Genomic DNA, 23307 nt, shown 5'->3' on the forward strand with positions numbered 1-23307 from the left:
TTGGTCCGCTATTGGTCCGCTATGAGCGACTTGGTATTTCTGCGCGTAGACGGCGTGACTGAGATGTTTGATGTCGTGATGGCGGGCGAGTCTATCGGGAACGTCTGGCAGGACGCTGGCCAGTGGTATGCCGACGAATGGAGCATGGCAGCGCCCGCAATCTGTGCGGCCACAAAAGAGGAAGCCGGACAGCTGCTATTCGCCAGACGAAATGCGAACTAACGCCGAGGAAATTGTCGATAGCGGAGAGCACGAACGGGTTGAGATTCGCGTCGGGAAGACAGGATTATCTTCCATCATCCCCGGGTGACGTTCGGAGCTCCTTGATTAGCGCCGCGCCTTCTTTTCGGCGCGTGGAACTGCGGATCCGCGACGGTGGCGCTGCGCAGTCGCCAGTATGTAGCCTTCCCCGCGTGGAATATGGCTTCGTTCAACAGTCCTGCTTGATCGGCCGCCATTGCGGCCACCTCGTGTTGGTGAAGCCAGTACGCGCATTGGTCGACGGCCTCTCTCGCTTGTCGGCGGCGCAACGCCTTTAATTGCCGCGAGGTCATGCGGCCGCCTGCCAATCCGTTGGCGCTGCGATCCACCGCTCCAATTCGGTCTCCCGCCAAGCCACCGCGTTCGTGCTGAGCTTGATCGCCAAAGGAAACTCGCCAGCGTCCATCTTTCGATAGATCGACGTACGCGACAGACCGGTGCGATCCTTCACCTCCGGCAGCCGGACGAGGCGGTTGCGTTGCTCGCCCGTCATGCCGCAATCCTCGTCACACCCGGGAACGGCACAACGGTTTTCCCACCGTCAGGCCCGTTGCTTCCGATGCCCTGCCACTCACCGCAGCTTCGCGTTTCGTGCGTCACCGGGAACATGGAGACCGGGAAGGGGCTGTCGCCTTGCACGACGACGGGCGCATGCACCTGGCATGTCCCGGTGTCCGCCGCAGCCGACGGATCCCGCGTAGCCTTCGACAGTTGCGGACCCTGCCGCTCCCACCAGGCGCATGAGCCACAGTTCCGGCCGACACAGCCCATCAACATAGCGGCATCCGATCCTGAAACTCACCGCAGTCGTTTTCGCGGTGGACGTTGGGGAAGGCGGACACGAGAAATGCATCCCCGCGCTTTGCCATCTGTGGGGGGTAGCGGCGGCAGACACCGATGGTGCTCAGGTCGCGCTTTACCGGCTCGATCGTGGCGTCGGACGCGGCGCGGGCACTGAAGTGGACGCAGGACGAGCAGGTCATGCCTGTGCCTCCGACGCTTGCTTGCCTTCCCACTCCCGACGAGCCAAAGCCATTGCCTCGTCAAGAGTATCGATCCGATCGCAGTGTGGACCGGCATCGAGTGTCCCATCCGGCATGCGTATGTACACGGGGTCCCAGAACGGCAGGCCCGCATCTACGCCATCGCGAGTGACAGGCCGCATCTCGCCGTCGTAGCAAAGCGCCCACGCGAGGATTTGCTCGCTCGTCGTCCAAGCACCGTCGCCATCGCAGCCGAACCGAACGATCGAGTAAGTTGGATCGATCGGCATGATCTGCACGGGGCGCCGCATAAGAGCCTGCCACATCGTTTCCGACAGATAGACGCTGTCAAGATCGCCTCGCCGACGCACCACCCACCATTCACCCGGCACACCCTTGCGCGGGGCGCACACGCTAATCGACTGGATGTCCGCGAGCGGGAACTGGCCCGTCGTATAGCCGCCGACTTGATCGGCCGCTTCAAATAGACCGTTCATGCCTGCTGCTCCGTGAGCGTCCGTGCTTCGGCACGCACGCGATGTTGATCGACCTCGTATGCGATGTAGGCGTCGAGGTTGTCGAAGCGGACGACGTCGAGATACTCGCCGACGGAGTGCACCGAGCCGTCGGGCATCAGAATGTAGCCTTGGCCCTCTTTCCACATGTGGCCATCGTCGACGCCGGCTGGGGTGACGATGCGGACTGAACCATCGAAGCACCTCGCCCATGCGATGACAGGTGACCGGTTCACGTAGGGCTCGCCTTCGGTGGCATCGACCATCAAGGCTTCAATGCCCGGGTTCGCAGGAACGAGCTGCATCGGCGTCGACGCGATCCGCTCATACGCATAGCCGCTCAAATCGAACCCGCATTCCTCGCCCTCGATGTACAGGCGGCGCTTGGCGCTCCCATCCGTTTCGGTTCCTGCGTCGACGATCCGCTCGATTTTGGACAGCGGGAGTGACGTACGCCAGTCGCGGTCAAACATGCCGATCATGCGAGCCTCCATTGGGCGGAAGTCAGTGTCGGACGTTGTGCCTGCTCGAACACCCTCAGGAGAGCGACATGGCCGACGTGAACGATCCGACCCAGGAACCCGAGAGCTACAACGACCTTCCGATGCAGCCGACCGGATCGGGGCCGGCCGATCTCGAGGTCGCGTACGAGCAGATGCGCCTGGCCGACGAAGCCGAAGGCACCACCGGCGGCGTACCTGCTGCGGCCGTAGCCGATGCGACCTTGCCAGTCCGAGACGCCGCCGTCGCTGAGAGCGAAGCCCACCCGAGCTGATCGATGGCCGAAGTTGTCATAAGCCCCAGCGGACCCGGTGCGATGGAAACCGGGCTCATGATCGATGAAACCGGGACTCGGTTCGTCGTCTTGACCTTCAAGGAGCCGAACGCCGATCCGGTGATCGTCACCTTCACTGTGCCGATCTTCCAGAATTACGTCCGGCATCTGGCAACGGTAGCCGAGGAGGCCGCAGACGAACGGAACTGGGTCGTGCCGGAATGACCGGGGGGCGGGGTGCATGCTGATCATGCGCCATGCTCCGCAAGGCTGATCCCGCCGATACGAGCGAGGTCTTCGATCGCGCCCCACGCCATCCGTTTGAACATATCACTGTTGTGCAATCCCTGGCGGAATGCAGGAGAGCTGGGGTCCAGGATGGCGTGGTCGGACCAGGCGTCCGAGTTGTTCCGGCTGAAGGCGACCCTCAGCTTGGCGATCGCGCCTTCAATCGTGGTTGCTGACGTCTTCACCAGCACCTGCTCATGATTGCCAAGACGCTGCCAGTAGGCGTCCTCCTCATCGTCACTAAGTTCGGAGGTGGCCTGCGCACCCTCCATTTCGGTCCGGCAGCCGGCGTAAGCGGCGAGCAGCGGTTCGTCGGTTTGTAGGAAAGCGCCGTGCCGACCGAACCGGCGGGCGTCGGTGGTGATCCGATCGATCACCGAACGTGCGCAACTCAGATCCCAGCCTTCGGCTTTATGGAAGATCTTGAGCTTGGTCGCCAATTCGGCCATGCTCGGTGCGGGCACCGCCCACAAGCGTTCGCACGCCTCATGCTCCGCCATGACCAGTTCGTCGAACCGATCCTGAACCTCGTCCATCGGGATGGTATCAAGCCGCGCCTCGAGCTCGGGCGTCAGCGGCTGCGCGATGTCACCCCTTAGCTCGGTATACTGACGGGCGGTCGGCTTGTAGACGGTGCGCTCATACGTCGACAGTTCAGCCGCGGCGGCCTCATATAGCGCATATGCCTTTCGCCATGCGACGAGCGGTCCCCGCATGTACGGGCTGTAGCCCTCCAGCACTGCGGGGAGTGGGGCAGGTGCCGGAATGGCGAGGTCGGGTTCGCCGCGGGCTGCGCTGAACGCACTGGTGATGAGGGTGCCGATCGAGGGGGCGAGGGCAAGTAGATCGGCTGGCGATTGATCCCAGGCGAGATCAGCGAGGTTGTCCAGAACGGCCAGCATCGGCGACAGGGTGCAGGTGTCATCCCCGACGGAGCGGACCATAGGAAGCAGTGTCCTGCCATTAAAGGCGATCCGGCGCATCGAGTAGAAGTCCGGGCAACCGCTAAGCTCGGTACTGATGAGGTGGGTTTTAAGAGCCAGATCATGGATGTTCGTGGCAGCGACGTCATTGATCGCCGCACAGGCTTCGAAAAACGCATCGCAACGTGCGTTGCCGTCTCTATCCGTTTCATAGCGCGTGCTCAGGTGCGACGCCGCCTCACCCCAGCGGAGGAATGCAGCGTACATCGCGGGCGACAGCAGCTCCCGGCCGGCGGCGATCAACTCATCAGTGAGCCCGGCGATCGCTAGCTCTTCTAGCGTGCTCTCGCGCTTGGCTTCGGTGAAAGACGCCATGCCGCGGTGAATGGCGGTCGCGGCATCACCAGCGATGTAGGCGATGCGGATGTTCGGCTTGGGTGCGAAGCCTTTGTAGAGCTCGCGCGCCGGCAACGGAATCGGCGCCTGAGCAGGCGTATAAGGGGCAAAGGTCGGCTGACTGGCCATGTGCTGTCTCCTGAAAGGTCTGCAGAAACTCACGCTTTGCAGCGCAGGAGTGCGGCAGAGGCTTCCGAGGAGAGCGTGCTTTACCGGCCTGCGATCAGTTTCACGGCCCGGGGGCGATCGGCTGATGCAGGATCTTTAGTGCGGCATTTATACCGCGTCAATCTGCAACGGCATTTATGCCGCATTTTAGATCGTTACGAGTTCACCGTAGGGAATGACGCGATGTAGGTCCCGAATCGCTTTCGCGGGCACTTGAAAGGCGATGTCGGTAGAAAGCTGCCGGAAGCTGATGGCGTGCTTTGTTCTGCCTAGCACAATCGCTAGGAAAGAATCTCGTCCTTCTCGGGATGGGCCGAGGTCAACCAAGGCTACCTCCTTCACAGATGGGTGCCGGTCAGTTTCGACAAGAACGAAATCCGCATCGTTGTAGAGTGGCGCCATTGCCTCACCTACTACTTGGTAACCTATGACGTTCCGGTTCTGCAGAGGGGGTGGCACCAGTAGCAGGTGAACAATGTCCGATGTGGTTGTCGTCAAATCTACTTTTACGTTACTGGCCGAATCTAGGGTGGGGAAAAGGCGATGGCTTCCACGTGCACTCTTTAGACAGGGCGTGGTCTTGTCCTCATCATCAACAAAGGACAAGTCCTTAAAGGCGTCAGGTGCCATAGCCGTCGCTATGTCGAGCGCGTCTTTGACACCTTCCCAGTCATTTTCGTCTGTGTTTCCCCAAAGGTAGGACGGGTCTACCTGCAAGACCTTTGCAATTTTGAAGAGCCTTTCGGTCGACGGCATAGATTTGCGCGTGCGTATGTACCGGATGGCATCTGGTTGGCCTGTGGCCAGTATCGATGCCTGCCGTTCAGTGAGGCCCAACGCCTCAAGACGCTCACCAATGCGGTTCGCTAGGATCTCGATGGTGGGTCTGTCTGTCATGTGTCCTCACTGCCCGATCTAGCGGTAAATATCATGCGGCATAAATGCCGTTGATGTGCGGCATCCGATGCCGTACGACGTGATTATGATCATGGAGCAAACCCTACTGGCGATCGCTGACACGTACGCGGCGGTCGCGTTCGGCAAGGGGAAGTCACTGTCGCGGGTAGCAACAATCGTTGTGAACCGAGGCTCATTTTTTACGTCGCTGAAGAAGGGGCAGACCTGTTCGGTGCGAAACTATGAGAGGATCCTTCGCTACTTTGAACAGCGTAAACATTGGCCCGACGCAGTGATTCCAGCGGAGGCTGAAGTGTATCTGCGACAACTTGGGCGACCGATCACACCGAAAGAAGTTAATCTGCTCCCAACCGAATCGGCCGCGGCTCATGACTAGCGCCCTCCGCCCGGTGCCCGACGGCCTCCATGCATTCGCGGAAGACGGCGATAGCGTCGTCCTTGGTTGCCACGGAGCCGGGGTCCTTTGCAGCGATGTGCTCGAACAGCGCGAACGCAACGGCGGTGTCACTGCCGGCGGCGGCGCGCAGGGGCATGTCAGGGTCGAGCATCGAAAGCCTCTCGTCAGTACACGTTCTGACGACCTTAGCAGCCGCCCGACGCGCCAGCCTACCCCAATGCCCGTGTGTGCGGACAGCGACGCTGATCGGTGCAGCCGATCAGACTGTCCTGCATTCCGCGTTGGCGCGCGAACAGCGCAGGCTGCAGAAGATCCTTCGTGCCCGTCGGCTCGCATCTCCCCGGTGCCGAGGCTCTTCCGCAACTCCCTTCGTGGGGCGGGTACAGGGGTGGTCGCGTTCCCTCCCGCTAAAGGCGCGATCACCCCACCGTCAGTCATTGTCCGGCACCGTCGCGCGGATGATCTCGACGATCTCGTCCAGCATGATTGCGGCGGGACCGCTGAGTACGATGCCGTTCAGCCGATCAAACGCGTCGAGGAAAGTGTGAACCACATGGTTCGGCACGTCCGCGTCTCGCATCGCGTCGACGATCGCCGCGGTCATGTTGGCCAGCGCCATCACCGTGATCCGCGACTGCGCGCGCGCTTTCCTGTCCTTCACCATGCCGCGGGGATTGCCGCATGAACGCACCGTACATCCACGGACGCCGTCGTACGTTCTCCGCGTCTGCCGCGGTCGATGCGCAGAACGCCATCCTCACCAGCATCAAGACGGACGACAGCGCGACCTGGGCGGACATGGGTCGGGTGCTCGGCAAGTCTGACGATCGGGCTGCAGCGTACGCCAATACGGCGTCGCCTCTCGATCTGCCGACCTTCCTTGCGGGCTGCCGGGAGTGGGGCGGGCGGTTCGCGGATCCGCTGCTGGCGCTCGTGGGCGGACGGTGGGCTGAGGCCGGTGCATATTGCACTGGCGATGAAAGCGCAGCGCTGACCCTCGCCAACCTGCTGCCGGCGGTGATCGCCATCGAAGCTGATCGCCTGACCGAGCCACAGGAACTGCTGCCACACGAGGCCCTGATCCGCCGCGTCCACACGCTGACCTGCGTCTGGCTGGAGATGATCGCGGCCGAGAAGGGTAGGGGCCAATGAGCCACCGTCCGATCGATCGCGTCGCCCGTGCCGAACGGGACGCCGCTTTCCGTCGCGCCGTCGACGAGGCGAAGCAGCGCTACAATATCAGCGACGTGGTGGCGCGGACCCGCAAGGTCACCCGCGCCGGCAAGAACGAAAAGAGGGCGCTGTGCGCCTTCCACAGCGAACGTACGCCCTCGATGCAGCTGAACGACGCCAAGGGCACGTATCATTGCTTCGGCTGCAGCGCGTCGGGCGACATCGTCAGCTACGTCATGAAGACCGAGAACATCGGCTTCATGGACGCGCTACGCTGGCTCGGGGCCGCCAGCCTGCCCGGTGTCGATCCGGCCCAGCGCGCGAGGGCAGCGGCAGAAGACGATGCTGATCGCCAGCGCGCCATCGATCGTGCTCGCGACGTATGGGAGCGCGCCCGGCCGGCACCCGGTACCCCGGCGGAGGTATACCTGCGCCGCCGCGGTATCGTCATGCCGATCCCGCACACGATCCGCTTCGCCAGGACGCCGGCATGGTATGACGACGACACCGGTCAATGCGGTCCTGATCTGCCAGCTCTGCTGGGCGCAGTCGTCGACGGCGATGACCAGCTGATCGGCCTGCAGCGCGTGTTTCTCGCCGACGGCGGCCGGAGCAAGGCGCGGATGGAGAAGCCCAAGCGCAGCCTTGGCCGCGTGAAGGGCGGGGCGCTTCGCATCAATTCGGATGCAGACAGCTATGGCCACGAGCTGATCCTCACCGAAGGACCGGAGGACGGCCTCAGCCTCGCGCAGGAGCTGGGGGCAGAGGTGTGGGTGACGCTCGGCACCGCGATGATGCCATTCATCGACTATCCCCCGCGCATCGTATCGATCGTCATCGCCGGGCAAAACGACAAAGCCGGCCGAGCCGCGGTCGAGCAGGCCGAAGATGATCTGGCCGAGCGCGGTTTTGCCACGCGCACGATGTGGCCCGCCGACGGCTTCAAGGACTGGAACGACCAGCTGCGGGGCATTCGCGCATGAGCGGGTCATTCCAGGAGCAATTCGCTGCGGCCGAACAGGGACCGGCGCTGCAGAACGTCGAGGCCGAGATCGGCCTGCTCGGCGACCTCATCAACGACAACCGGCTGATCGATCAGGTTGCCGATCGCCTGCGCGGCCGCGACTTCTCCGTACCGCTGCACGGCCGCGTGTTCGACCAGATGCTGGATCAGACCGCAGCGGGCGCCAACGTCGATGCCGTCACCCTGACGCCGCACTTCCGCGATGACCCGGAATGGCCGCGCGTCTTCTCGGTGCTGTCGGCTGCATCGCTCAACGCCGGCCCGCGTGCGCGCACCAAGGCCTACTTCGACCAGCTGACGATGCTGTCCAGCCGGCGGCGGATGGTGGCAGGGCTACAGGATGTCGTTCACTCGGCCCGCGATCTCAGCGTCGCGCGCGAGGAACTGCTCGCCAATGCCGACGAGGCCGTGGCCGAGCTTGCGGATCAGGTCGTCACTTCGCAGGCGCCCGTCGGCATCTATGCCCAAGCTGTAATCGACAGTTTCGGCCAGCCGGTGATCGGCGTCCGCTGCGGCATGATAGCCTCGCTGGACAGCACGATCGGTGTGCTGCGGCCATCGAACCTGATCGTCGTCGGTGGTCGTCCCGGCATGGGCAAGACCAGTCTCGTCACCTCCTATTCGATCGGCGCCGCGTCGCGCGGTCACGGCGTGCTCATCTTCTCGCTGGAGATGAGCGCCGACGAACTGACGCGTCGCATGCTCGCCGACATGACGTTCACGACGCAGGGCGGGGTGCCGTACGAAGACATCCGCGATGGCAATGTCCGCCGCCATGATCTGACGGCGGTCGTCAACGCCAAGCAGCGCTTCGACGCCCTGCCGCTCGAGATCAACGAGACATCGGGGCTGACGCTGTCGAAGCTCATCCGCCAGGCGCGCACGCACAAGCGTCGCCTTGCCGCCAAGGGCGAGAAGCTGGAGCTGGTCGTCGTCGATTACCTCCAGCTGATGGCACACAGCCGCAAGGGCATGTCGCCCTATGAGCATGCCAGCGAGGTCAGCACCGGCCTGAAGCAGTTCGCCAAGGCGGAAGGACTGACGGTGATGGCGGTAGCGCAGCTCAGCCGCGACGTGGAGAAGCGTCCGGACAAGCGGCCGATGCCATCCGATCTGCGCGACAGCGGGCAGATCGAGCAGGACGCCGACGTCATTCTCTTCGTCTACCGCGAGGAGGAATACCTGCGCCGCAACGAGCCGGAAGACCAGTTCGGCGGCAAGTACGAGGCGTGGCGCACCGACATGGAAGCGGTGCGCAACAAGATCGAGTTTCTCGTCCCGAAGCGTCGCAGCGGCCCCACGGGCAAGGCTGTCGGCTGGTTCTTCGGCGCCAATTCAGCGGTCCGCGGGGCCGAGTTCTACAGCAATCCGGAGGCGCGATAATGGCTCGCATACGATCGATTCATCCCGGCCTCTGGACGGACGAGGCTTTCGTCGGCCTGACGCCCTACGCCCGCCTCCTTTTCATGGGCATCTGGACCGAATGCGACGACATGGGCTCGTTCGAATGGTCGCCGCTGAAGCTGAAGATGCGGCTGCTGCCGGCAGACAACATCGATGCTGGTGAGCTGCTGGCCGAGCTCGAGGCCGCCGACTGCATCATGAGCTATGAGATTGGCGGCAAGCGCTACGGCGCCGTGCGTAATTTCTGCCAGTATCAGCGGCCCAAAAAGCCGAACTCGACCTACCCCCAGACGGAAACGGTTCGGGACTATGTCGGTACCGAGGCTCGTTCAACGCGCGACGGTTCGGAACCGACACCCGCTTCAACGCCGCCCGGCTCCCCACCGCCCCCCTCTTCAGGTGTCGCGAGTGGGGAACTGGTGGGGAACCAGTTCCCCACTGGTGGGGAAAAGTGCCGCCAGATGGAGGATGGAGGAGGGAGAAGAAGTTCCGTAGCTAACGCTACGGGCGCTTCGCCGCCGATTTTGGAAGATCCGAGCAAGGTCCTGTTCGACGCTGGCGTCGCCCTGCTGGTCAAGGCGGGCTCGTCGGACAAGCAGGCCAGGGGGCTGATCGCCAGATGGCGGAAGGCGAAGGGCGAGCCGTGGGTGCGGGAGGCGCTGGTCAGCGCTGAGGGCAAGGCTGAGCCCGTGTCGTGGATCGAGGCGAGGATCGCGTCGGCTGCCAGCATCGAGGACGAAGCCCGCGCCGTCAGCCGGGCGACGGCAGAGCGCTATCGGAGAATGGCGATCCCCGGCCCACCGGCGACTGCTCGGCTTGGAGAGGCTGCCGTTGCGTAGCCTCAGCGGCCCGAAATCAAGCGACTGGCCGTGCCATGGTGTATTGCAGCAACAACACACTAAGCGTATAGGTCCCGCGTCGACGTTGCGGCAAGGGCGTCCCTCGCTCCCATGCCACATCGCTGACGCAAACTACGGTCGTGTCGCGGTCACTCGATCGCGCACGACCGGCTTTTTCGTGCGGTGCGATGCAGCCGGCATTCGGCAAATCACGAGCCGTCGTCCGATCGGTATCACGGTGCCAGGCAATACGCTCCGCGGCAGTTCAAGCGCGAGGTTGTCGTCTCCGCTCGCCCTCGCGGTTCATGGCGCGGAGGTCTGTCATGCCCCGTTGGGTCATCAGCACTCCGGCGATAACGGCCAGGTTGGCGGCGATGAACGCGCCCAGCACGATGTAGACGGTCATGAACCTTCTCCCTCCCATCGAGTCGTACCGGGCAGGTGTGACCAGATCGTAAGCGGGGATCAGGGGAGTGGGATCAATCGTCTCAGGTTTCAGCTGCCAGCGCGTGGCGTGGCAGGGATCGAGGGGAGGGCGGCGTGGCCGCACCTCCCCACGGCAAGGTTAGCGGCAGACGCGAACACGGCGCTGGTGGCGGATCACGGTGCGGCAGCGCTGGTTGCGGTCACGGCCGTAGTGGCGGCCACGGTCGTGACGGGCGTTCTGGTAGCCACGACGGCCCCGGTCATCACGATGGTCCCGCTGCTCGTAACGACCGCGGTCACGGTCATGGTCGCGTCGCTGCGCATCGGCAGCGCTGGCGCCACCGACGGTCGCGGTGATCATTCCGATCGCTGCGAGAATCGTGCTGATTTTCATGAAATGTCCTTTCGCGCTCCGGGATCGAAGCGCGGAGAGCATTACGCAGCCGACACGACAACGTTCCTGACCAACCGCGCGACGGCCTCACCCGCAAGGCTGGCTGATACCCAATCACGATGAAAAACAAGGATCATGCGATGGCCGGGCTTCAAGGATCGGGTCAGGGTTGCGCTACTGCTCGCTGGTGCATTTTGCGGACTGCAGGTGCCCGTACGCTACCGTTGGCGGCATCACTCAACGCTGCCGGTTTCGACGCTTGGACGCCGCAATTGACCATTCGGCGTCGGCGTCCCCGCAGCAAGGCGATGGTGGAACTGCAGGCCGCTATCCTACCGACATTCGTGTTTCTGCGTTCCGATCGGCTCGATGACCTGCGGCGCTTGGCGATGCGGCCCGGGTCCGCCCTGGTTCAATTTTCGGTGCTGTCCCATGCCGGGCGCGTGCCGCTGATCACCGATGCCCAGATGGCCACGCTTAGAGATGAGGAGGATCGTGCGGCGGCGGCTCATCAGGCCGTGAAGGATCGCGAACAGCGTTTAGCCGAGCGATCCGAACGCCAACGGAAGCGCGCAAATCTGAGGGCTTCGGCTCCCTCGTATGCGCCCGGCGACCAAGTCCGGGTTCTGCAGCCTGCTTTTGCCGGCATGACGGGTTTCGTCGAACGGGGCGTGGGCAAGACTGTCGTGGTCAACCTGGGCGGCTCAATCAGTGTCACGATTGAGGCGTGGCTTCTTGAACTCCAGATCGAGCGAGCGGCTTGATATCAGGTCAGAATGTACGCTTCCGCACACGCGGCCATGGCCAAATAAGCTGTTAACCAATGCAGCGTAGCCGATGCCGGATGGAAAAGGACCGGAATCGGATCAATCATCGTAACGGGCGTAACGGAAGCGCTGAACTATGCCTTCAGCTAACGCTCGTGGTGATCGGCATTGCGGCCTTGATGGCCATGCCTGGTAAGGGAGGCGATGTTCTCCTGATCCCGATTAGTGGGACGCTGGCCACCACGGTGAATTTGGCATTGGCTCATGAAGCTCGCCTTATCGAAGCGGTCCCTTCGGTTGGGGGAGTGATCGTCAGCGGAGACGGTTGGCACATGATGCGACCGATGTTGGGGCAGGGTACGCTGGTCATTGGCGTACCGGCGGTGTTTTGCGGCTCGTCCTCCCTTGGCAACGGGGTTGCCGCGTGAGCGCGCTAGCCGTCGATCCGTCAAAGGCTTTCTCGTTGAGATGGCTTCGTCGCCACGCCCTGCAAACGGCGAGCAGCCTTACCGAGCTTCGTCAGCGTGGGATCGAGTTCCTCGTCCTGTTCAATTGGGCAGCGCTGATCGGGATAGCAATCGCGTGTCTGGTCACCGGCGTATCGCTGATGCCGGTTTTGCCGGTCGGCGTCATCGCCTTGCTCCTTCCGACCAGAATGGCTCTGACTCGCCGGCACGATGCGTTCGCCAGAGTCATTGTCGGCACGCTGGCCGCAGCCATGCCTGCGCTGCTGGTATTCGCTTTGCGCGGACACAGCTGGCAGATGGACGCGCACATGTACTTCTTCGTGGCGCTGGCCTCCCTCGCTGTCCTTTGTGACTGGCGCCCGATCGCGGTCGCATCCGGGTTGATCGCAGTGCATCATCTCGTGCTGGAATGGGCGTCGCCGGACTGGGTCTTCAACGGGGAGAACAATCTGGGCCGCGTCATCTTCCATGCGGTTGCGGTGATACTGCAGTTCGGTGTGCTCGCTGCACTCACGACGTGGCTCACCAGCCTGTTCCATCAACAAGCTGCGGCAGTGAGATCGAGCGCCGCCTTGACTCGGGAAGCAGAGATCGAACGCGAACGCGCAACGGTCGCACTTGAGCATGCCCAACGATCGGCAGCTCTCGTCGAGGAGGCACGCCGGCAGACGACGGCGGCCGAGGAGCGTCATGGTCGAATGCGTCAGGCGGAGCTGGCGCAGTTGGCGACAGAATTCGACGGGCACATCGCAGCGATCGTGATCACCCTAGAGGAGGCGGCCGGGCAGCTGGAAACCATGTCCTGCAAGCTTGAGACCTTGGCGAGTGACGTCGAAGACCAGGCGAGCGACGTCAGCGCCAACACGACCGATGCCACCTCGGAAATAAGCCTTGTCGCACAGGCTCTCGCAAAACTGGGCGCATCGATAGGGTCTATCGCTGCCGGGGCAGAGCAGCAGCATCAACTAACGGCGGACGGCCGCCAGAAGGGGCAACGAACCGCAGAGACGATCGCTCGTCTCGTGTATGGCGCAGATCAGATCGAGGGGTTCATTGACCAAATCCGTGCCATCTCCGCCAAGACCAATCTGCTGGCGCTGAATGCCACGATTGAGGCCGCACGCGCTGGTGAGGCGGGCAGGGGGTTCAGCGTCGTCGCTACCGAGATCAAAAGCTTGTCGGGCGAAACCAATAAGGCGAGCGGCCGGATCATCGAAATCCTCTCCGACATTCGGGAGTCCGTCGTAGATACCTCAGCGGACGTCAGGTCAGCGGGCCTGGTGCTGGACCAGGTCGCTAGCGCGGCCGAGGTCATTGCCCAGGATGTCGAAGGGCAGCGTCAGATTGCAGAGAAGATTCAGGAGAGCGCCGGGCTGGCAGCTGAGCGGGGACGCGACATTCAATCCCGGATGACCGATCTTGCAGAGCATATGGCTTCAGCGGTCAATCTATCGTCTGAAGTCAGAGCAAACACCGGCGCTTTGTTTGCCGGGGCGAGGGAATTGCGGGCATCGTCGGACAAGTTTGTTGCGGCGCTGCGCGCTGCCCCAGTTCGTCGGTGACGTCGAGCAACAGGTGACCCCTTGGCAACAGGGTCGGCATGGGGTAAACGGTGAACAGATCCTTCGGGTATCGCTGCTCAAGCAGCCCGTGACGAGCTAATAGGACAGGCTCCGAGCCGCCCTCGTCCCCAACGCAGAGACCACATGTCTCGGGCGATTGTCCTGCGGTATGGAACGCCTCTACCTGATGAAGCTGGCGTTCGGCTGATCCACCGCTTACGCCGCTGATTATGGGTGAGATCGAGCGGCTGGTCCCGTCAGGGGTCATAGAACAGTGGGTGTACCACCTCAGGCGACAACGCTCGCGAGCACAGGATTCCCTCTGGTTGCTCGATCAGGGCTACACTGTCCACGATGGGCAACACGGTGTGCCGACAGCGGATGCAAGCGACCGTTGGCGACGCGAGCAGGAAACCGTCGTCGAAGAGGTCAATGCTCTCCTCGAGCTGTATGATCGCATCAACCTTCGGTCGTCCGAGTTCATTGCGGCCGAGCGCGCTACCGGGCGCAGGGCGTCCGACAAGAAGGGCTAAGCACCGCGGCCATCCGCTCGCTCCGAGTATTGCACGGATTCCGGCTAACCGTCGCACCTGAGGCCATTTTTTCAGGGTGCGGCGATGCCGGTCAGACCGGATCGGACCGATAAGGGTCCGAATCGGTCGGGTCCTTCCGGGGCATCCAAGCAGTACGGGGGGCAAAGGCGTTTGGCTCCCCCAGCTATAGATCGTGAAAGGGGTTGCCACTTATGCCGCCACCCCATGCAGGGCCGGTGTCGATTCGCCAATTCGCGAAGCTCGACGGATGCAGTCACACGCTGGTCGCCAAGGCCGTAAAGCAAGGAAAGCTGCCAGTTTCTGAGGCTGGCCTAATCGATTCCAGTCTCGCCGGCAGCGGCTGGCGCAAGCGTAATCGCGAGGCGTCTGAGGTGGAAACCCAGAGTGGAAACACCCCGCCTGTTTCCACCCCGTCTGCACGGAAGGTTTCCACCCGACCCGCTCAGGTGGAAACACCCCGGCGGCGTGGCCAGGCAGGCGCAGCGGCGCCGATCGATCCGGCGGACCTCGCCGATGAGGATTTCATCGCCGAAGTGCTCGCCGGTCGCTTCGTGCTCACCGGTGACGCCGAACGGGTCAAGGAAAACGGACTGGCCGTGCGGGCCTTGTTGGCGGCCCGGCGGGAGGCGGGCGATGTCGTCGATCTCGAGGTTGCCGACACGCTGCTGTTCAACCTCGCCCGATCACTGCGTGACGCTTGGCTGAATTGGCCCTCGCGCGTCGCGCCGCTGATCGCCGCATCGCTGGGCATTGCAGTCGAGCCGTTGCTGGAGGCGCTCAACGACCATGTCCAACAGCACCTCGCCTCCCTCGGCGAGCCCGAAGCCGACTTCGCCGGCGCAGAGCAAGGATGAACGGCTAGAGCGTGCGTGGCGGCGGGGACTGACCCCACCGCCACGCATCAGCGTACCGGAGTGGGCTGACCGATATCGTAAACTGGCACCCGAGGCAGGTTCAACCTCGGGCGACTGGTCGACAAGGACCGTCGAAATCGCCCGCGGGCCGATGCTGGCGGTGACGGAGCTTGGCGTTGAGACCATCACCGCGATGGTCTGCACCCAGTTGATGAAGACGGCGCTGATTGAGAACGCAGTCGGCTTCTTCGTCCACCTCGACCCGGCGCCGATGCTGATCGTTCAGCCGAAAGAGGCGGCGGCCGAGCAGTTTTCGAAGGAGCGGATCACCCCGCTCATCCGCGCGACGCCGGTGTTGCGTCGGCTGATCGGCACCAAGAAGACCCGCAGCGTCGAAGAGACGCTTCTCTACAAGGCTTTCCCGGGGGGCTTCCTCGCTCTCGCTGGGGCAGGCAGTCCGGACAATCTGGCACGACGGCCTGTCAAACGCGTGTTCTGCGACGAGACGGACAAGTATCCGATCACCCGCGAGGGTGATCCCATCGGCCTCGCCGACGAGCGCATGGCGACATATGTCGGCGCACTGTCGGTACGAGCCTGTTCACCGACGATCGAGGGCGAAAGCCTGATCGAGAGCAGCTACCTGGAGGGCGATCAGCGGCAGGCATCGGTTGCCTGTCCGGAATGTGGTCACCGGCAGTTTCTTGATTTCTTCCGCCACGTCGAGTGGAAAAAGGATCTCGGCGAGGACGGCAACGTCATCGCGCACCACCCTCGAACTGCGCAGGTCTATTGCGAAGGGTGCGGCGTCGGCTGGAATGAGGGGCAGCGGCTCACCGCGCTCGGCACCATCCGGTGGCACCAGACCAAGCGATTCCGCTGCTGCGACAAGCATCATGACCCGCTGACTGCATACGCCACAGCTTGGAAAGCCGAAGGCGGCGCGGCCGCGGTCGCGGCGATATGGGACTGGTGGGAAGGTCCGCGGCACGCGGTTTACCGGGCGCGCTGCACGGACTGTGGAACTTGGCCGGTGTCCAACGAGCACGCCAGCTTCACGGCCGGCAAGGTGTTCAGCCCCTGGCCCCGCGATGCGCCACCCAAGATCGCGGCGAAGTGGCTGTCGAGCAAGAACGATCCCGACAAGCGCGTCAAGTTTGACAACACCCAGTTGGGTAAGCCGCACAAGCGGTCGAATTCGAAAGAAGTGGTCGCGGAGATGCTCGCGGCCCGCGCCGAGATCTGGGCAGCGGAGGTGCCCGACGGCGTCGGCGTGATCACCGTAGGCGGCGACACACAGGATGACCGGGTCGAGCTCGAGTTCGTAGGCTGGGGCAGGAACGAAGAAAGCTGGTCGCTGCTCTACGTCATCGTTGAAGGCGACACGTCGAAAAAGGCGACGTGGGACGAGGTCGACCGACAGCTGCTTCGCACCTTCAGCCGCGCCGACGGTCGTCAGTTTGCGGTCGAGGCAGCGTGCATCGATTCCGGCGGTCACCGGGCGCAGGAAGTCTATAATTTCTCCAAGGCTCGCCTCGGCCGCAAGGTCTGGGCGACGAAGGGCGCTTCGGATCGAACCGGCAAACGCTCACCCCTGTGGCCTACAACGCGGCCGAGCAATCGAAACCGGGCAACGTTCAAGCCGATCATCATCGGCGTCAATTCGGCGAAGGACACACTGCGCGCCCGCCTGTCATTCACTGATCCAGGCCCCGGCTATATGCACTTCAGTAGCAAGCGGGAACTCGCCTGGTACGAACAGCTGACGGCAGAGCGCCTCATCCCGAAGGTCGCCAGCGGCCGCGTATTTCAGGTCTGGGACTGCCCGAAGGGCAAGGCCAACGAAGCGACGGACTGCCGAGTGAACGCGATGGCCGCGCTCGCAGGTCTCATCCAGCTGGGGATGAAGCTGAACATGGTCGTCGATGCCACATCAACAGATCCCGACATTGCTCGCGCCATGGCCAAGCAGAAGGCCGACGAGCGCGCAGCGAAGGCAAAGCCGGAATGGCTGGCAACCACGGCAGACAAGGTTGCCGACGAAAAGCCCCGCGCGAAACGCGCAAAGGTCAACCCGTTCACCAGCAATCGAAGGAGGTAGGCATGGCGTATCAGCAAACCGACCTCGACAAGCTGCATGCAACGTTGCTCGCCGTTGCGACCGGACCGCAGAAGGTCCGGTTTGCCGATGGCCGCGAGACGACGTTCCAATCGGTCGATGCCGTCTCGGCGGCGATCAAGGTCGTCGACGCGCAGCTGAAAATGCAGACGCGGGCGCTCGGTGGGATCGTGCGGCACCGCATCCCCTACTATCGCAGCGGCCTGTAAAAAGTGGCCGAACGCACCTTCCTCGACCGGCTGCTCGGGCGGCCGGGCGCTGCACCGCGACAATCATCGCCGGTGCGGCAGCGGATCGCCCGCGGTGGCCCGCGCGCCGAATACGACGGTGCCACCTTCGGGCGGCGCGCTGCCGGCTGGCGTCGAACGCAACGGGACGCGAATGGCGAGCTCACCCCGGCCGTCATGGCAGCCCTTCGCGGGATCGCCCGCGACCTGGTCCGCAACAACCCCTTCGCCGCCCGCGGCGTGGCGACCATCGCCAACAACATGGTCGGCACCGGCATCACGTTTCAGGTTTACCGTGATGGCAAAATCGACGACGCGCTGAACAAGAAGGCCCGCGCGCACTTCGACACTAAGGCGTGCGACAGCGGCGGGCGGCACGATCTGTACGGCCTCCAGTTGCAGGCCGCACGCACCATCGTGGAGAGCGGCGCGGTCGTTATGCGCCGGCGGTGGCGCCGATCTTCGGACGGGCTACCCCTGCCGGTGCAGCTTCAGGTACTGGAGCCGGACTATATCGACCCGTCGAAGCATGGCCCGCTCGCCAGCGCACCCGGCGTCAACGGCGGCTTCATCGTCAACGGCGTTCAATTCAGCCCGATCGGCGCGCGAGAGGGCTACTGGCTCTACAACGGCCACCCCGGCGCGGGCCGCACGTCGTCGCTCGGATCGACACTGATCCCGGCGGCCGACGTCGCTCACGTTTTCCGCGCCGACCGGCCGGAGATGGAGCACGGCGCGACCTGGCTGGCGCCGATCGTGCTGCGCATGAAGGATTTCGCCGACTTCGAAGACGCGACGCTCACTCGGCAGAAGTTGGCCAACGCGTTCGTCGGCGTCGTCACGGGCGAGGATGACGGTGGCGCGATCCCCGGCATCCAGACCGAAGACGGCGAGATCGCCGATGGTCGGGAGCCGCTCGACTACATCGAGCCCGGCACGTTTCAGTACGCACGCCCCGGCGAGGAGGTAACCTTCTCCAACCCGCCCGCAACCGAGGGCTATGCCGATTACACGAAGGTCTCGCTTCGCGCGGTCGCGGCGGGGCTGGGCACTCCATACGAGGCGCTGACCGGCGACCTGTCGAACGTCAACTTCTCGTCCGGCCGGATGGGCTGGCTCGAATACCAGCGGTCGCTGGCGACTTGGCAGTGGACCATGTTCATTCCGCAGTTCTGCGGCGCTGTCGGGCAATGGATGCTCGACGCGCTGGCGATGACCGGGGAGGACGTCACCGGCGTTACCGTCCGCTGGACCCCGCCCGGTCGCGAGATGATCAACCCGTCGGACGAGGTGAAGGCCAGTCGCGACGCGATCCGTGCCGGCGGCAAGACGCTGTCGCAGTGGGCGCGCGAGCGCGGCGAGGATCCTGACACCTTCCTGGCCGAGGCCAAGGCCGATTTTGAGAAGCTCGATGCGCTCGGCCTGATCTTCGACAGCGATCCGCGCCGCGTCACTGCGGTCGGCAACCCCGCGGAGCAGACGGCGGACGCGATCGCCGACGCAACCCGAAAGGCGAATGCATGACCGACATCCTCATCTACGGCATCGTGGGCGATGAGTGGGATGGCCTCGACGCCAAGACCCTCTTCGGCCTGATCGCCGGCGGCGATGACGACCTCACCGTCCGCATCAACTCGCCGGGCGGCTACGTCATGGAAGGTCTGGCGATCTTCAACGCGCTGATCGGCGCAAAGGCAGCGGGCCGCAAGGTCACCATCTACATCGACGGCCTCGCCGCCTCGATGGCGTCCGTGATCGCCATGGCCGGCGACGAGATCATCATGGCCGACAACGCCCTGATGATGATTCACAATCCGTGGGATGTCGCGATCGGCGACGCCCGCGAGCTCCGCGCCGCAGCCGACAAGCTCGATGTCATCCGCGACCAGCTGGTCCGCATCTATTCGGGTCAGACCGGCCTCACCGCCCATGAGCTCGTGCCGATGCTGGATGCCGAAACCTGGCTGACCAGCGAGCAGGCGCTTGAGCAGAAATTTGTCACGTCCGTCACCGAGGCGTCCAGCGCCGCGGCCTGCGACGTCACCGCATTCGGGTTCCGCAAGGCCCCGGAAACCCCGCGCATCTCCGCCATGGCGATGATCGGCAAGCCCAAAGCGGCCGCGTCCGCTCCTCAACGTCCACAGGAGAAAACCATGGACCTCTACAAGACCCGCGCGGCGCTGGTTGCCGCGATCGCTGCCTTCCAGAAGGACGGCGGCACGCAGGCAGAGATCGACAAGATCGCCAAGTCCGCGATCGCGCTCGATGCCCGTGACGTTCTCCCTGCCACCGGCGCCTTGGCAGCGGCTGCGGCGACCGCTGCTTCGCCGGCGGTGACCACCGACACCTCCGTCGTCGCGCTGACCACCGCAGACGTCCAGAACGCAGTCGCCAGCGAGCGCGCCCGCGTCGCCGGCATTCGCGCGTTGGGCACCAAGCATGGCTTGGCAAACGACTTCATCGACGGTCTGGTGAACAGCGAGACTTCGCTTGCCACGGCCCGCGAGAAGATCCTCGACAAGCTCGCCGAGCAGGGCGACGCGGCGAACGTCGGTCACAACAGCCCGGCTCGCGTGACCGTCGACCAGCGCGACAAGTTTCGCGAAGGCGCGACCAACTGGCTGCTCGTCAAGGCGGGCGTCGCGCACCTCGTCGAAAAGGCCGCGGCGCTGAAGGGCGAAACCGTCAAGGTCGACCCCGGCGAGTTCCGCGGCATGCGCAACGTCGATCTGGCGCGGGAATCGCTGGAGAACAGCGGCACCAACACCCGCGGCATGCGTGACCCCGACCTGATCGTCCGTCATGCGATGACCTCGCAGGGTGCCGTCATCACGCAGACGACCAGCGACTTCCCGGTGCTGTTCGAGAATGCAATCCACCGGATCCTGCAGGCGGCCTATGCCACCACGCCGGACACCTGGACCCGCTTCTGCGGCACCGGCACCGTCACCGACTTCCGTCCGCATACGCGCTACCTGCGCGGCAGCTTCGGTGCGCTCGACCAGGTGAATGAGGCCGGCGAGTTCAAGAACAAGCCGATCCCCGATCTCGCCCGCGAGATGATCGTCGCCAAGACGGTCGGCAACATGATCAACCTGTCGCGGCAGGCGATCGTGAACGACGACATGGACGTGTTCTCCGGCCTCGCCGTTGACCTCGGCCGCGCCGCCAAGCTGACGATCGAGGTCGACGTCTACGCGCTGCTGAACAGCAACCCCGTCATGAACGACGGTATCCCGCTGTTCGACGCACGCCACGGCAACCTCGCCCAGACCGGTGCCGCGCCGTCGGTGCAGGCGTTCGACGACATGGATGCGGCGATGGGCGCGCAAAAGGACATCAGCGGCAACGAGTATCTGGAGATCGGCCTCGATCGCCTGCTCGTGCCGCGCAGCCTGCGCGGCGCCGCGATCACGATCAACGGCAGCGAATACGACCCCGATGCCGTCGGCAAGCTCCAGAAGCCCAACATCGTAAAGGGCCTGCTCAGCGACATTATCGCCACGCAGCGCCTGACGGGTCCGGCCTATTACGGGTTCGCCGATCCGAGCACCGCCCCGGCGCTTGAGGTCGTGTTCCTCAACGGCGTCACCGAGCCGTTCACCGACAGCCAGGACGGCTGGCGCGTCGACGGTGTCGAGTGGAAGGTCCGCCACGACTACGGCACCGGCGCGGTCAACTACCGCTCGGCGTACAAGCAGCCGGGCGCGCCGGGCTGAGCGCCCTCTCCACCCTTGCTGAACCCTGAGGCGGGCGGGCGCGCTGCCCGCCTCCAAGCCGGAGAGCTCCGATGAAGTTCATTGCGCTACTGACCGCCGCTTATGTCGGCGGTGTACTTCGCCACCCGCACGAGGGCGCGATCTCCGTTGCCGATGATGAGGCCAATCGTCTCGTCGACGACAAGGCCGCCGAAGACGTCACCGACGGCTTTTCCGCCGAGCAGATCAAGGCCGCGACACCCGAACCCATCTCGGCTGCCAGCGGCGCTATCCCCGCCGACCCGCCGGCGAACCCCCACCAGGCGGATGCCCCGCCTGCCCCCGCCAAGTCCGCCGGCCGTAAGCCCGCGGCCGAGAAGGAGTAAGCCAGCATGGCCCGCAATTTCATTCAGCCGGGTGAGACCATCACCCTCCCCGCGCCGCGCGCCCTCGCCAGCGGCGATGGGTTCATGGTCGGCGCGATCATGGCGGTCGCACTCGCCGCAGCTGCGCAGGGCGCGCCCGTCGAGGGTCGGCGCGTCGGTGTGTTCGACGTCGCGAAGGCGAGCGGTCAGGCTTGGACCGCCGGTCAGAAGGTCTATTGGGACGCGACGACCAACGTCGCGACCACGACCGCCGGATCGAATGCTCTGATCGGCGCCGCGGCACAGGCGCAGGCATCGGCAGCGGTCATCGGGCGCGTGCTGCTGACCGGCCAGATCGCGGCGTAAGATGGACCCGTTCGCCGCGGCGCTGGACGCGCTCTTCAACGCGCCTGGCTCCGCGGCGGCGGTCTATGTTCCTACCGGGGGTGCACCGGTCGGTGTGCGGGTCATCCGCAGCCAGCCGGACGCGCTCACCAGCTTCGGCGATGGGCAGGTCATCATGGCCACCAACATCATCGAAATCCGCAAGTCTGAGGTCCCTTACCCGGATCGCCGCGGCTATCTCGCGATCGGCGGCGCGCTCGTCGACGGCGTCGTGTCCGGCGGCGACCTGTTCAGCATCTGCGAAGAGCCCCGTCTCGATGTCGAGGGGCTGACGTGGACGCTCGGCGTCGAGCCCTATGCGGGTTGATGTCGATTTCGACGGTCTCACGGCCGTCATGCAAGAAATTGAAGGCGATGTCGCCGGTGCCGCTACCCAGGCGATGAAGGAATCGACGTACAAGGCGTTGCTGACCCTGCGCAGGCAGGTGACGTCCAACGGCCTTGGCCAGCGGCTGGCGAACACCTGGCGCGACCGCGTTTTCCCCGAGCAGCGGCGCAGCATGACCCCGTCGGGCTATATCTGGTCGAACGCCCCGGACATCGTCGACAGCTTCAACCGCGGTGCCGTCATCCGACCTATGGGCGGCGCCAAGTATCTCTGGATCCCCACCAAGAACGTCCCCCGTGCCCGCGGTCGCGTCAATGTGCGCGGTCGGGTGATCAAGGGCGGCGCTATGTCGCCGGAGGAGGTCGAGAACATGTTCAACAGCGACTTCCAGATTCGGCGCGGCAGAAACGGCACCTTGCTCGCCTTCATCGATGTCGTCCGGGCGCGAAACGGCCGAGCGGTCAGGAGCGCGACGAAGCGCCGCGTTGCTGCCGGTCGCAAGGCAGAACCGGTGCTGATGTTCGTGCTGCGCCGCACGGTCGCGCTGCCCCGTCTCCTCGACATCGAAGGCGTCGCGGCGCAGTGGGCGACGAACTTCGAATCACGGCTGAGCAGCAGGCTTGCCGCGCTGTGAGCCATCGCCTCGACGTTCTGAAACAGATCAAGCGCCTGATCGAAACCGCGCTGCCTGGCGCGCAGGTGCTGGGGCTGGACGGAGAGGAGGTCGCCCCGGCCCGGGTGCCGGATGGCGGGCGCGTGATCCTGCGCACCGGCGATCCCGGCGAGGCTGAGATGGACCTCTCGCCGCTGCGCTACAATTACGAGCATCGCATCCCGATCGAGGTCGCCGCCTACAAAAACGCCGGCCGGACTTCCGAAGAAGCGCTCGACGACATGCTGATGGCGATCGATGCCGCCATCGTCGCCGACCGGTTCCTGGGCGGCCTTTGCACCTATCTCGACGCGATGGCGGCGGGGACCGAAGACATATTCGCCGAGGGCGCCACCCCGCTGCGCGGCGCCGACCTGCTGATCATCGCCAGCTACACCACCGCCTCACCCCTTACCTGATCGGAG

31 protein-coding genes are annotated in these 23307 nt (G+C 64.2%); 21 read left to right on the forward strand and 10 right to left on the reverse strand.

From position 1 onward, the window contains the following. Positions 1-21: 21 nt before the first annotated feature. Positions 22-222 (forward strand): hypothetical protein, encoded by a 201-nt coding sequence (locus AC1RTO_RS08460; protein WP_493160436.1) that lies wholly within the window; start codon positions 22-24, stop codon positions 220-222. A gap of 328 nt (positions 223-550) precedes the next feature. Here AC1RTO_RS08460 and AC1RTO_RS08465 read toward each other — a convergent pair whose 3' ends face one another. From AC1RTO_RS08465 to AC1RTO_RS08480, 4 genes are all read right to left on the reverse strand, one after another. Beyond that, on the reverse strand, positions 551-754 hold the full coding sequence (locus tag AC1RTO_RS08465; RefSeq protein WP_493160437.1) for a helix-turn-helix transcriptional regulator: 204 nt from the start codon (positions 752-754) through the stop codon (positions 551-553). A 277-nt stretch (positions 755-1031) separates the two neighbouring features. Continuing rightward, positions 1032-1244, reverse strand: a complete 213-nt coding sequence (locus tag AC1RTO_RS08470) for a hypothetical protein (protein WP_493160438.1) — start codon at positions 1242-1244, stop codon at positions 1032-1034. Beyond that, the gene (locus tag AC1RTO_RS08475) at positions 1241-1741 is read right to left on the reverse strand and encodes a hypothetical protein (RefSeq protein WP_493160439.1); all 501 of its coding nucleotides are present in this window, start codon (positions 1739-1741) and stop codon (positions 1241-1243) included. Before AC1RTO_RS08475 ends, AC1RTO_RS08470 begins: the two co-directional genes overlap by 4 nt. Then, positions 1738-2241: a hypothetical protein gene (locus tag AC1RTO_RS08480; protein ID WP_493160440.1), complete on the reverse strand. Its 504-nt coding sequence runs from the start codon at positions 2239-2241 to the stop codon at positions 1738-1740. The genes AC1RTO_RS08475 and AC1RTO_RS08480 overlap by 4 nt, the downstream gene beginning before the upstream one ends. Before the next feature lie 68 nt (positions 2242-2309). On the opposite strand from AC1RTO_RS08480, the gene AC1RTO_RS08485 reads away from it, so the two are divergent. Both AC1RTO_RS08485 and AC1RTO_RS08490 read left to right on the forward strand, forming a co-directional pair. Further along, entirely contained in the window at positions 2310-2534 is a 225-nt protein-coding gene (locus AC1RTO_RS08485; protein WP_493160441.1) for a hypothetical protein, read from the forward strand. Between the two features lie 3 nt (positions 2535-2537). Continuing rightward, positions 2538-2759: a hypothetical protein gene (locus AC1RTO_RS08490; protein ID WP_493160442.1), complete on the forward strand. Its 222-nt coding sequence runs from the start codon at positions 2538-2540 to the stop codon at positions 2757-2759. A 23-nt stretch (positions 2760-2782) separates the two neighbouring features. Here AC1RTO_RS08490 and AC1RTO_RS08495 read toward each other — a convergent pair whose 3' ends face one another. The 4 genes from AC1RTO_RS08495 to AC1RTO_RS08510 all read right to left on the reverse strand — a co-directional run bounded on the left by AC1RTO_RS08495 (position 2783) and on the right by AC1RTO_RS08510 (position 6243). After that, on the reverse strand, positions 2783-4270 hold the full coding sequence (locus AC1RTO_RS08495; RefSeq protein ID WP_493160443.1) for a hypothetical protein: 1488 nt from the start codon (positions 4268-4270) through the stop codon (positions 2783-2785). A 186-nt stretch (positions 4271-4456) separates the two neighbouring features. After that, positions 4457-5206: a helix-turn-helix domain-containing protein gene (locus AC1RTO_RS08500; RefSeq protein ID WP_493160444.1), complete on the reverse strand. Its 750-nt coding sequence runs from the start codon at positions 5204-5206 to the stop codon at positions 4457-4459. A 356-nt stretch (positions 5207-5562) separates the two neighbouring features. Further along, entirely contained in the window at positions 5563-5775 is a 213-nt protein-coding gene (locus AC1RTO_RS08505; RefSeq protein WP_493160445.1) for a hypothetical protein, read from the reverse strand. Positions 5776-6054: 279 nt separating this feature from the next. Next, positions 6055-6243, reverse strand: a complete 189-nt coding sequence (locus AC1RTO_RS08510) for a hypothetical protein (RefSeq protein WP_493160446.1) — start codon at positions 6241-6243, stop codon at positions 6055-6057. Between the two features lie 62 nt (positions 6244-6305). Between AC1RTO_RS08510 and AC1RTO_RS08515 the strand changes: the two genes are divergently transcribed. From AC1RTO_RS08515 to AC1RTO_RS08530, 4 genes are read left to right on the forward strand one after another with little or no spacing between them, the layout of a single operon-like run. Further along, on the forward strand, positions 6306-6776 hold the full coding sequence (locus tag AC1RTO_RS08515; RefSeq protein WP_493160447.1) for a hypothetical protein: 471 nt from the start codon (positions 6306-6308) through the stop codon (positions 6774-6776). Further along, positions 6773-7780, forward strand: coding sequence for a DUF7146 domain-containing protein (locus tag AC1RTO_RS08520; protein WP_493160448.1), 1008 nt, complete (start codon positions 6773-6775; stop codon positions 7778-7780). Before AC1RTO_RS08515 ends, AC1RTO_RS08520 begins: the two co-directional genes overlap by 4 nt. Beyond that, the gene (locus AC1RTO_RS08525) at positions 7777-9204 is read left to right on the forward strand and encodes a replicative DNA helicase (protein WP_493160449.1); all 1428 of its coding nucleotides are present in this window, start codon (positions 7777-7779) and stop codon (positions 9202-9204) included. Before AC1RTO_RS08520 ends, AC1RTO_RS08525 begins: the two co-directional genes overlap by 4 nt. Beyond that, a complete protein-coding gene (locus AC1RTO_RS08530) occupies positions 9204-10064 on the forward strand; it encodes a hypothetical protein (protein WP_493160450.1) in 861 nt (286 codons plus the stop codon). Before AC1RTO_RS08525 ends, AC1RTO_RS08530 begins: the two co-directional genes overlap by 1 nt. Positions 10065-10329: 265 nt before the next feature. Here the strand turns inward: AC1RTO_RS08530 and AC1RTO_RS08535 are convergent, their stop codons facing one another. Then, complete coding sequence (locus tag AC1RTO_RS08535; RefSeq protein ID WP_493160451.1) at positions 10330-10470, reverse strand: hypothetical protein; 141 nt, start codon at positions 10468-10470, stop codon at positions 10330-10332. 159 nt (positions 10471-10629) lie between these two features. Then, on the reverse strand, positions 10630-10884 hold the full coding sequence (locus AC1RTO_RS08540) for a hypothetical protein (protein WP_493160452.1): 255 nt from the start codon (positions 10882-10884) through the stop codon (positions 10630-10632). Positions 10885-11003: 119 nt separating this feature from the next. On the opposite strand from AC1RTO_RS08540, the gene AC1RTO_RS08545 reads away from it, so the two are divergent. The 14 genes from AC1RTO_RS08545 to AC1RTO_RS08610 all read left to right on the forward strand — a co-directional run bounded on the left by AC1RTO_RS08545 (position 11004) and on the right by AC1RTO_RS08610 (position 23301). Continuing rightward, entirely contained in the window at positions 11004-11648 is a 645-nt protein-coding gene (locus AC1RTO_RS08545; protein WP_493160453.1) for a hypothetical protein, read from the forward strand. 80 nt (positions 11649-11728) lie between these two features. Beyond that, on the forward strand, positions 11729-12079 hold the full coding sequence (locus AC1RTO_RS08550) for a hypothetical protein (protein ID WP_493160454.1): 351 nt from the start codon (positions 11729-11731) through the stop codon (positions 12077-12079). Continuing rightward, positions 12076-13680: a methyl-accepting chemotaxis protein gene (locus AC1RTO_RS08555; protein WP_493160455.1), complete on the forward strand. Its 1605-nt coding sequence runs from the start codon at positions 12076-12078 to the stop codon at positions 13678-13680. The genes AC1RTO_RS08550 and AC1RTO_RS08555 overlap by 4 nt, the downstream gene beginning before the upstream one ends. 230 nt (positions 13681-13910) lie before the next feature. Continuing rightward, positions 13911-14213 carry a hypothetical protein gene (locus AC1RTO_RS08560; RefSeq protein ID WP_493160456.1) on the forward strand — a complete coding sequence of 101 codons (303 nt, stop codon included), beginning with the start codon at positions 13911-13913 and terminating at the stop codon, positions 14211-14213. A gap of 212 nt (positions 14214-14425) precedes the next feature. Beyond that, positions 14426-15088, forward strand: a complete 663-nt coding sequence (locus AC1RTO_RS08565; RefSeq protein WP_493160457.1) for a hypothetical protein — start codon at positions 14426-14428, stop codon at positions 15086-15088. Positions 15089-15170: 82 nt separating this feature from the next. Then, positions 15171-17189, forward strand: a complete 2019-nt coding sequence (locus tag AC1RTO_RS08570; RefSeq protein WP_493160828.1) for a phage terminase large subunit family protein — start codon at positions 15171-15173, stop codon at positions 17187-17189. A 2-nt stretch (positions 17190-17191) separates the two neighbouring features. Next, a complete protein-coding gene (locus AC1RTO_RS08575) occupies positions 17192-17416 on the forward strand; it encodes a phage head-tail joining protein (RefSeq protein ID WP_493160458.1) in 225 nt (74 codons plus the stop codon). A 3-nt stretch (positions 17417-17419) separates the two neighbouring features. Further along, positions 17420-18958 carry a phage portal protein gene (locus tag AC1RTO_RS08580; protein ID WP_493160459.1) on the forward strand — a complete coding sequence of 513 codons (1539 nt, stop codon included), beginning with the start codon at positions 17420-17422 and terminating at the stop codon, positions 18956-18958. Continuing rightward, positions 18955-21153, forward strand: coding sequence for a ClpP-like prohead protease/major capsid protein fusion protein (locus AC1RTO_RS08585; RefSeq protein ID WP_493160460.1), 2199 nt, complete (start codon positions 18955-18957; stop codon positions 21151-21153). The genes AC1RTO_RS08580 and AC1RTO_RS08585 overlap by 4 nt, the downstream gene beginning before the upstream one ends. A 71-nt stretch (positions 21154-21224) precedes the next feature. Then, a complete protein-coding gene (locus AC1RTO_RS08590; protein ID WP_493160461.1) occupies positions 21225-21518 on the forward strand; it encodes a hypothetical protein in 294 nt (97 codons plus the stop codon). Positions 21519-21524: 6 nt separating this feature from the next. Next, the gene (locus AC1RTO_RS08595; protein WP_493160462.1) at positions 21525-21863 is read left to right on the forward strand and encodes a DUF2190 family protein; all 339 of its coding nucleotides are present in this window, start codon (positions 21525-21527) and stop codon (positions 21861-21863) included. 1 nt (position 21864) lies between these two features. Beyond that, positions 21865-22209, forward strand: a complete 345-nt coding sequence (locus tag AC1RTO_RS08600; RefSeq protein WP_493160463.1) for a head-tail joining protein — start codon at positions 21865-21867, stop codon at positions 22207-22209. Then, the gene (locus AC1RTO_RS08605; protein ID WP_493160464.1) at positions 22199-22864 is read left to right on the forward strand and encodes a DUF6441 family protein; all 666 of its coding nucleotides are present in this window, start codon (positions 22199-22201) and stop codon (positions 22862-22864) included. Before AC1RTO_RS08600 ends, AC1RTO_RS08605 begins: the two co-directional genes overlap by 11 nt. Continuing rightward, positions 22861-23301 (forward strand): hypothetical protein, encoded by a 441-nt coding sequence (locus AC1RTO_RS08610; protein WP_493160465.1) that lies wholly within the window; start codon positions 22861-22863, stop codon positions 23299-23301. The genes AC1RTO_RS08605 and AC1RTO_RS08610 overlap by 4 nt, the downstream gene beginning before the upstream one ends. The last annotated feature ends 6 nt before the right edge of the window (positions 23302-23307 follow it).

It is taken from the genome of Sphingomonas sp. GW821-FHT10F09 (assembly GCF_058809195.1).

Bases quoted from the DNA above. Each gene is read 5' to 3' on its own strand.
- AC1RTO_RS08460 (WP_493160436.1), top strand. From the start codon at position 22: ATGAGCGACTTGGTATTTCTGCGCGTAGACGGCGTGACTGAGATGTTT.
- AC1RTO_RS08465 (WP_493160437.1), bottom strand. From the start codon at position 754: ATGACGGGCGAGCAACGCAACCGCCTCGTCCGGCTGCCGGAGGTGAAG.
- AC1RTO_RS08470 (WP_493160438.1), bottom strand. From the start codon at position 1,244: ATGACCTGCTCGTCCTGCGTCCACTTCAGTGCCCGCGCCGCGTCCGAC.
- AC1RTO_RS08475 (WP_493160439.1), bottom strand. From the start codon at position 1,741: ATGAACGGTCTATTTGAAGCGGCCGATCAAGTCGGCGGCTATACGACG.
- AC1RTO_RS08480 (WP_493160440.1), bottom strand. From the start codon at position 2,241: ATGATCGGCATGTTTGACCGCGACTGGCGTACGTCACTCCCGCTGTCC.
- AC1RTO_RS08485 (WP_493160441.1), top strand. From the start codon at position 2,310: ATGGCCGACGTGAACGATCCGACCCAGGAACCCGAGAGCTACAACGAC.
- AC1RTO_RS08490 (WP_493160442.1), top strand. From the start codon at position 2,538: ATGGCCGAAGTTGTCATAAGCCCCAGCGGACCCGGTGCGATGGAAACC.
- AC1RTO_RS08495 (WP_493160443.1), bottom strand. From the start codon at position 4,270: ATGGCCAGTCAGCCGACCTTTGCCCCTTATACGCCTGCTCAGGCGCCG.
- AC1RTO_RS08500 (WP_493160444.1), bottom strand. From the start codon at position 5,206: ATGACAGACAGACCCACCATCGAGATCCTAGCGAACCGCATTGGTGAG.
- AC1RTO_RS08505 (WP_493160445.1), bottom strand. From the start codon at position 5,775: ATGCTCGACCCTGACATGCCCCTGCGCGCCGCCGCCGGCAGTGACACC.
- AC1RTO_RS08510 (WP_493160446.1), bottom strand. From the start codon at position 6,243: ATGGCGCTGGCCAACATGACCGCGGCGATCGTCGACGCGATGCGAGAC.
- AC1RTO_RS08515 (WP_493160447.1), top strand. From the start codon at position 6,306: ATGAACGCACCGTACATCCACGGACGCCGTCGTACGTTCTCCGCGTCT.
- AC1RTO_RS08520 (WP_493160448.1), top strand. From the start codon at position 6,773: ATGAGCCACCGTCCGATCGATCGCGTCGCCCGTGCCGAACGGGACGCC.
- AC1RTO_RS08525 (WP_493160449.1), top strand. From the start codon at position 7,777: ATGAGCGGGTCATTCCAGGAGCAATTCGCTGCGGCCGAACAGGGACCG.
- AC1RTO_RS08530 (WP_493160450.1), top strand. From the start codon at position 9,204: ATGGCTCGCATACGATCGATTCATCCCGGCCTCTGGACGGACGAGGCT.
- AC1RTO_RS08535 (WP_493160451.1), bottom strand. From the start codon at position 10,470: ATGACCGTCTACATCGTGCTGGGCGCGTTCATCGCCGCCAACCTGGCC.
- AC1RTO_RS08540 (WP_493160452.1), bottom strand. From the start codon at position 10,884: ATGAAAATCAGCACGATTCTCGCAGCGATCGGAATGATCACCGCGACC.
- AC1RTO_RS08545 (WP_493160453.1), top strand. From the start codon at position 11,004: ATGAAAAACAAGGATCATGCGATGGCCGGGCTTCAAGGATCGGGTCAG.
- AC1RTO_RS08550 (WP_493160454.1), top strand. From the start codon at position 11,729: ATGGAAAAGGACCGGAATCGGATCAATCATCGTAACGGGCGTAACGGA.
- AC1RTO_RS08560 (WP_493160456.1), top strand. From the start codon at position 13,911: ATGGGTGAGATCGAGCGGCTGGTCCCGTCAGGGGTCATAGAACAGTGG.
- AC1RTO_RS08565 (WP_493160457.1), top strand. From the start codon at position 14,426: ATGCCGCCACCCCATGCAGGGCCGGTGTCGATTCGCCAATTCGCGAAG.
- AC1RTO_RS08575 (WP_493160458.1), top strand. From the start codon at position 17,192: ATGGCGTATCAGCAAACCGACCTCGACAAGCTGCATGCAACGTTGCTC.
- AC1RTO_RS08585 (WP_493160460.1), top strand. From the start codon at position 18,955: ATGACCGACATCCTCATCTACGGCATCGTGGGCGATGAGTGGGATGGC.
- AC1RTO_RS08590 (WP_493160461.1), top strand. From the start codon at position 21,225: ATGAAGTTCATTGCGCTACTGACCGCCGCTTATGTCGGCGGTGTACTT.
- AC1RTO_RS08595 (WP_493160462.1), top strand. From the start codon at position 21,525: ATGGCCCGCAATTTCATTCAGCCGGGTGAGACCATCACCCTCCCCGCG.
- AC1RTO_RS08600 (WP_493160463.1), top strand. From the start codon at position 21,865: ATGGACCCGTTCGCCGCGGCGCTGGACGCGCTCTTCAACGCGCCTGGC.
- AC1RTO_RS08605 (WP_493160464.1), top strand. From the start codon at position 22,199: ATGCGGGTTGATGTCGATTTCGACGGTCTCACGGCCGTCATGCAAGAA.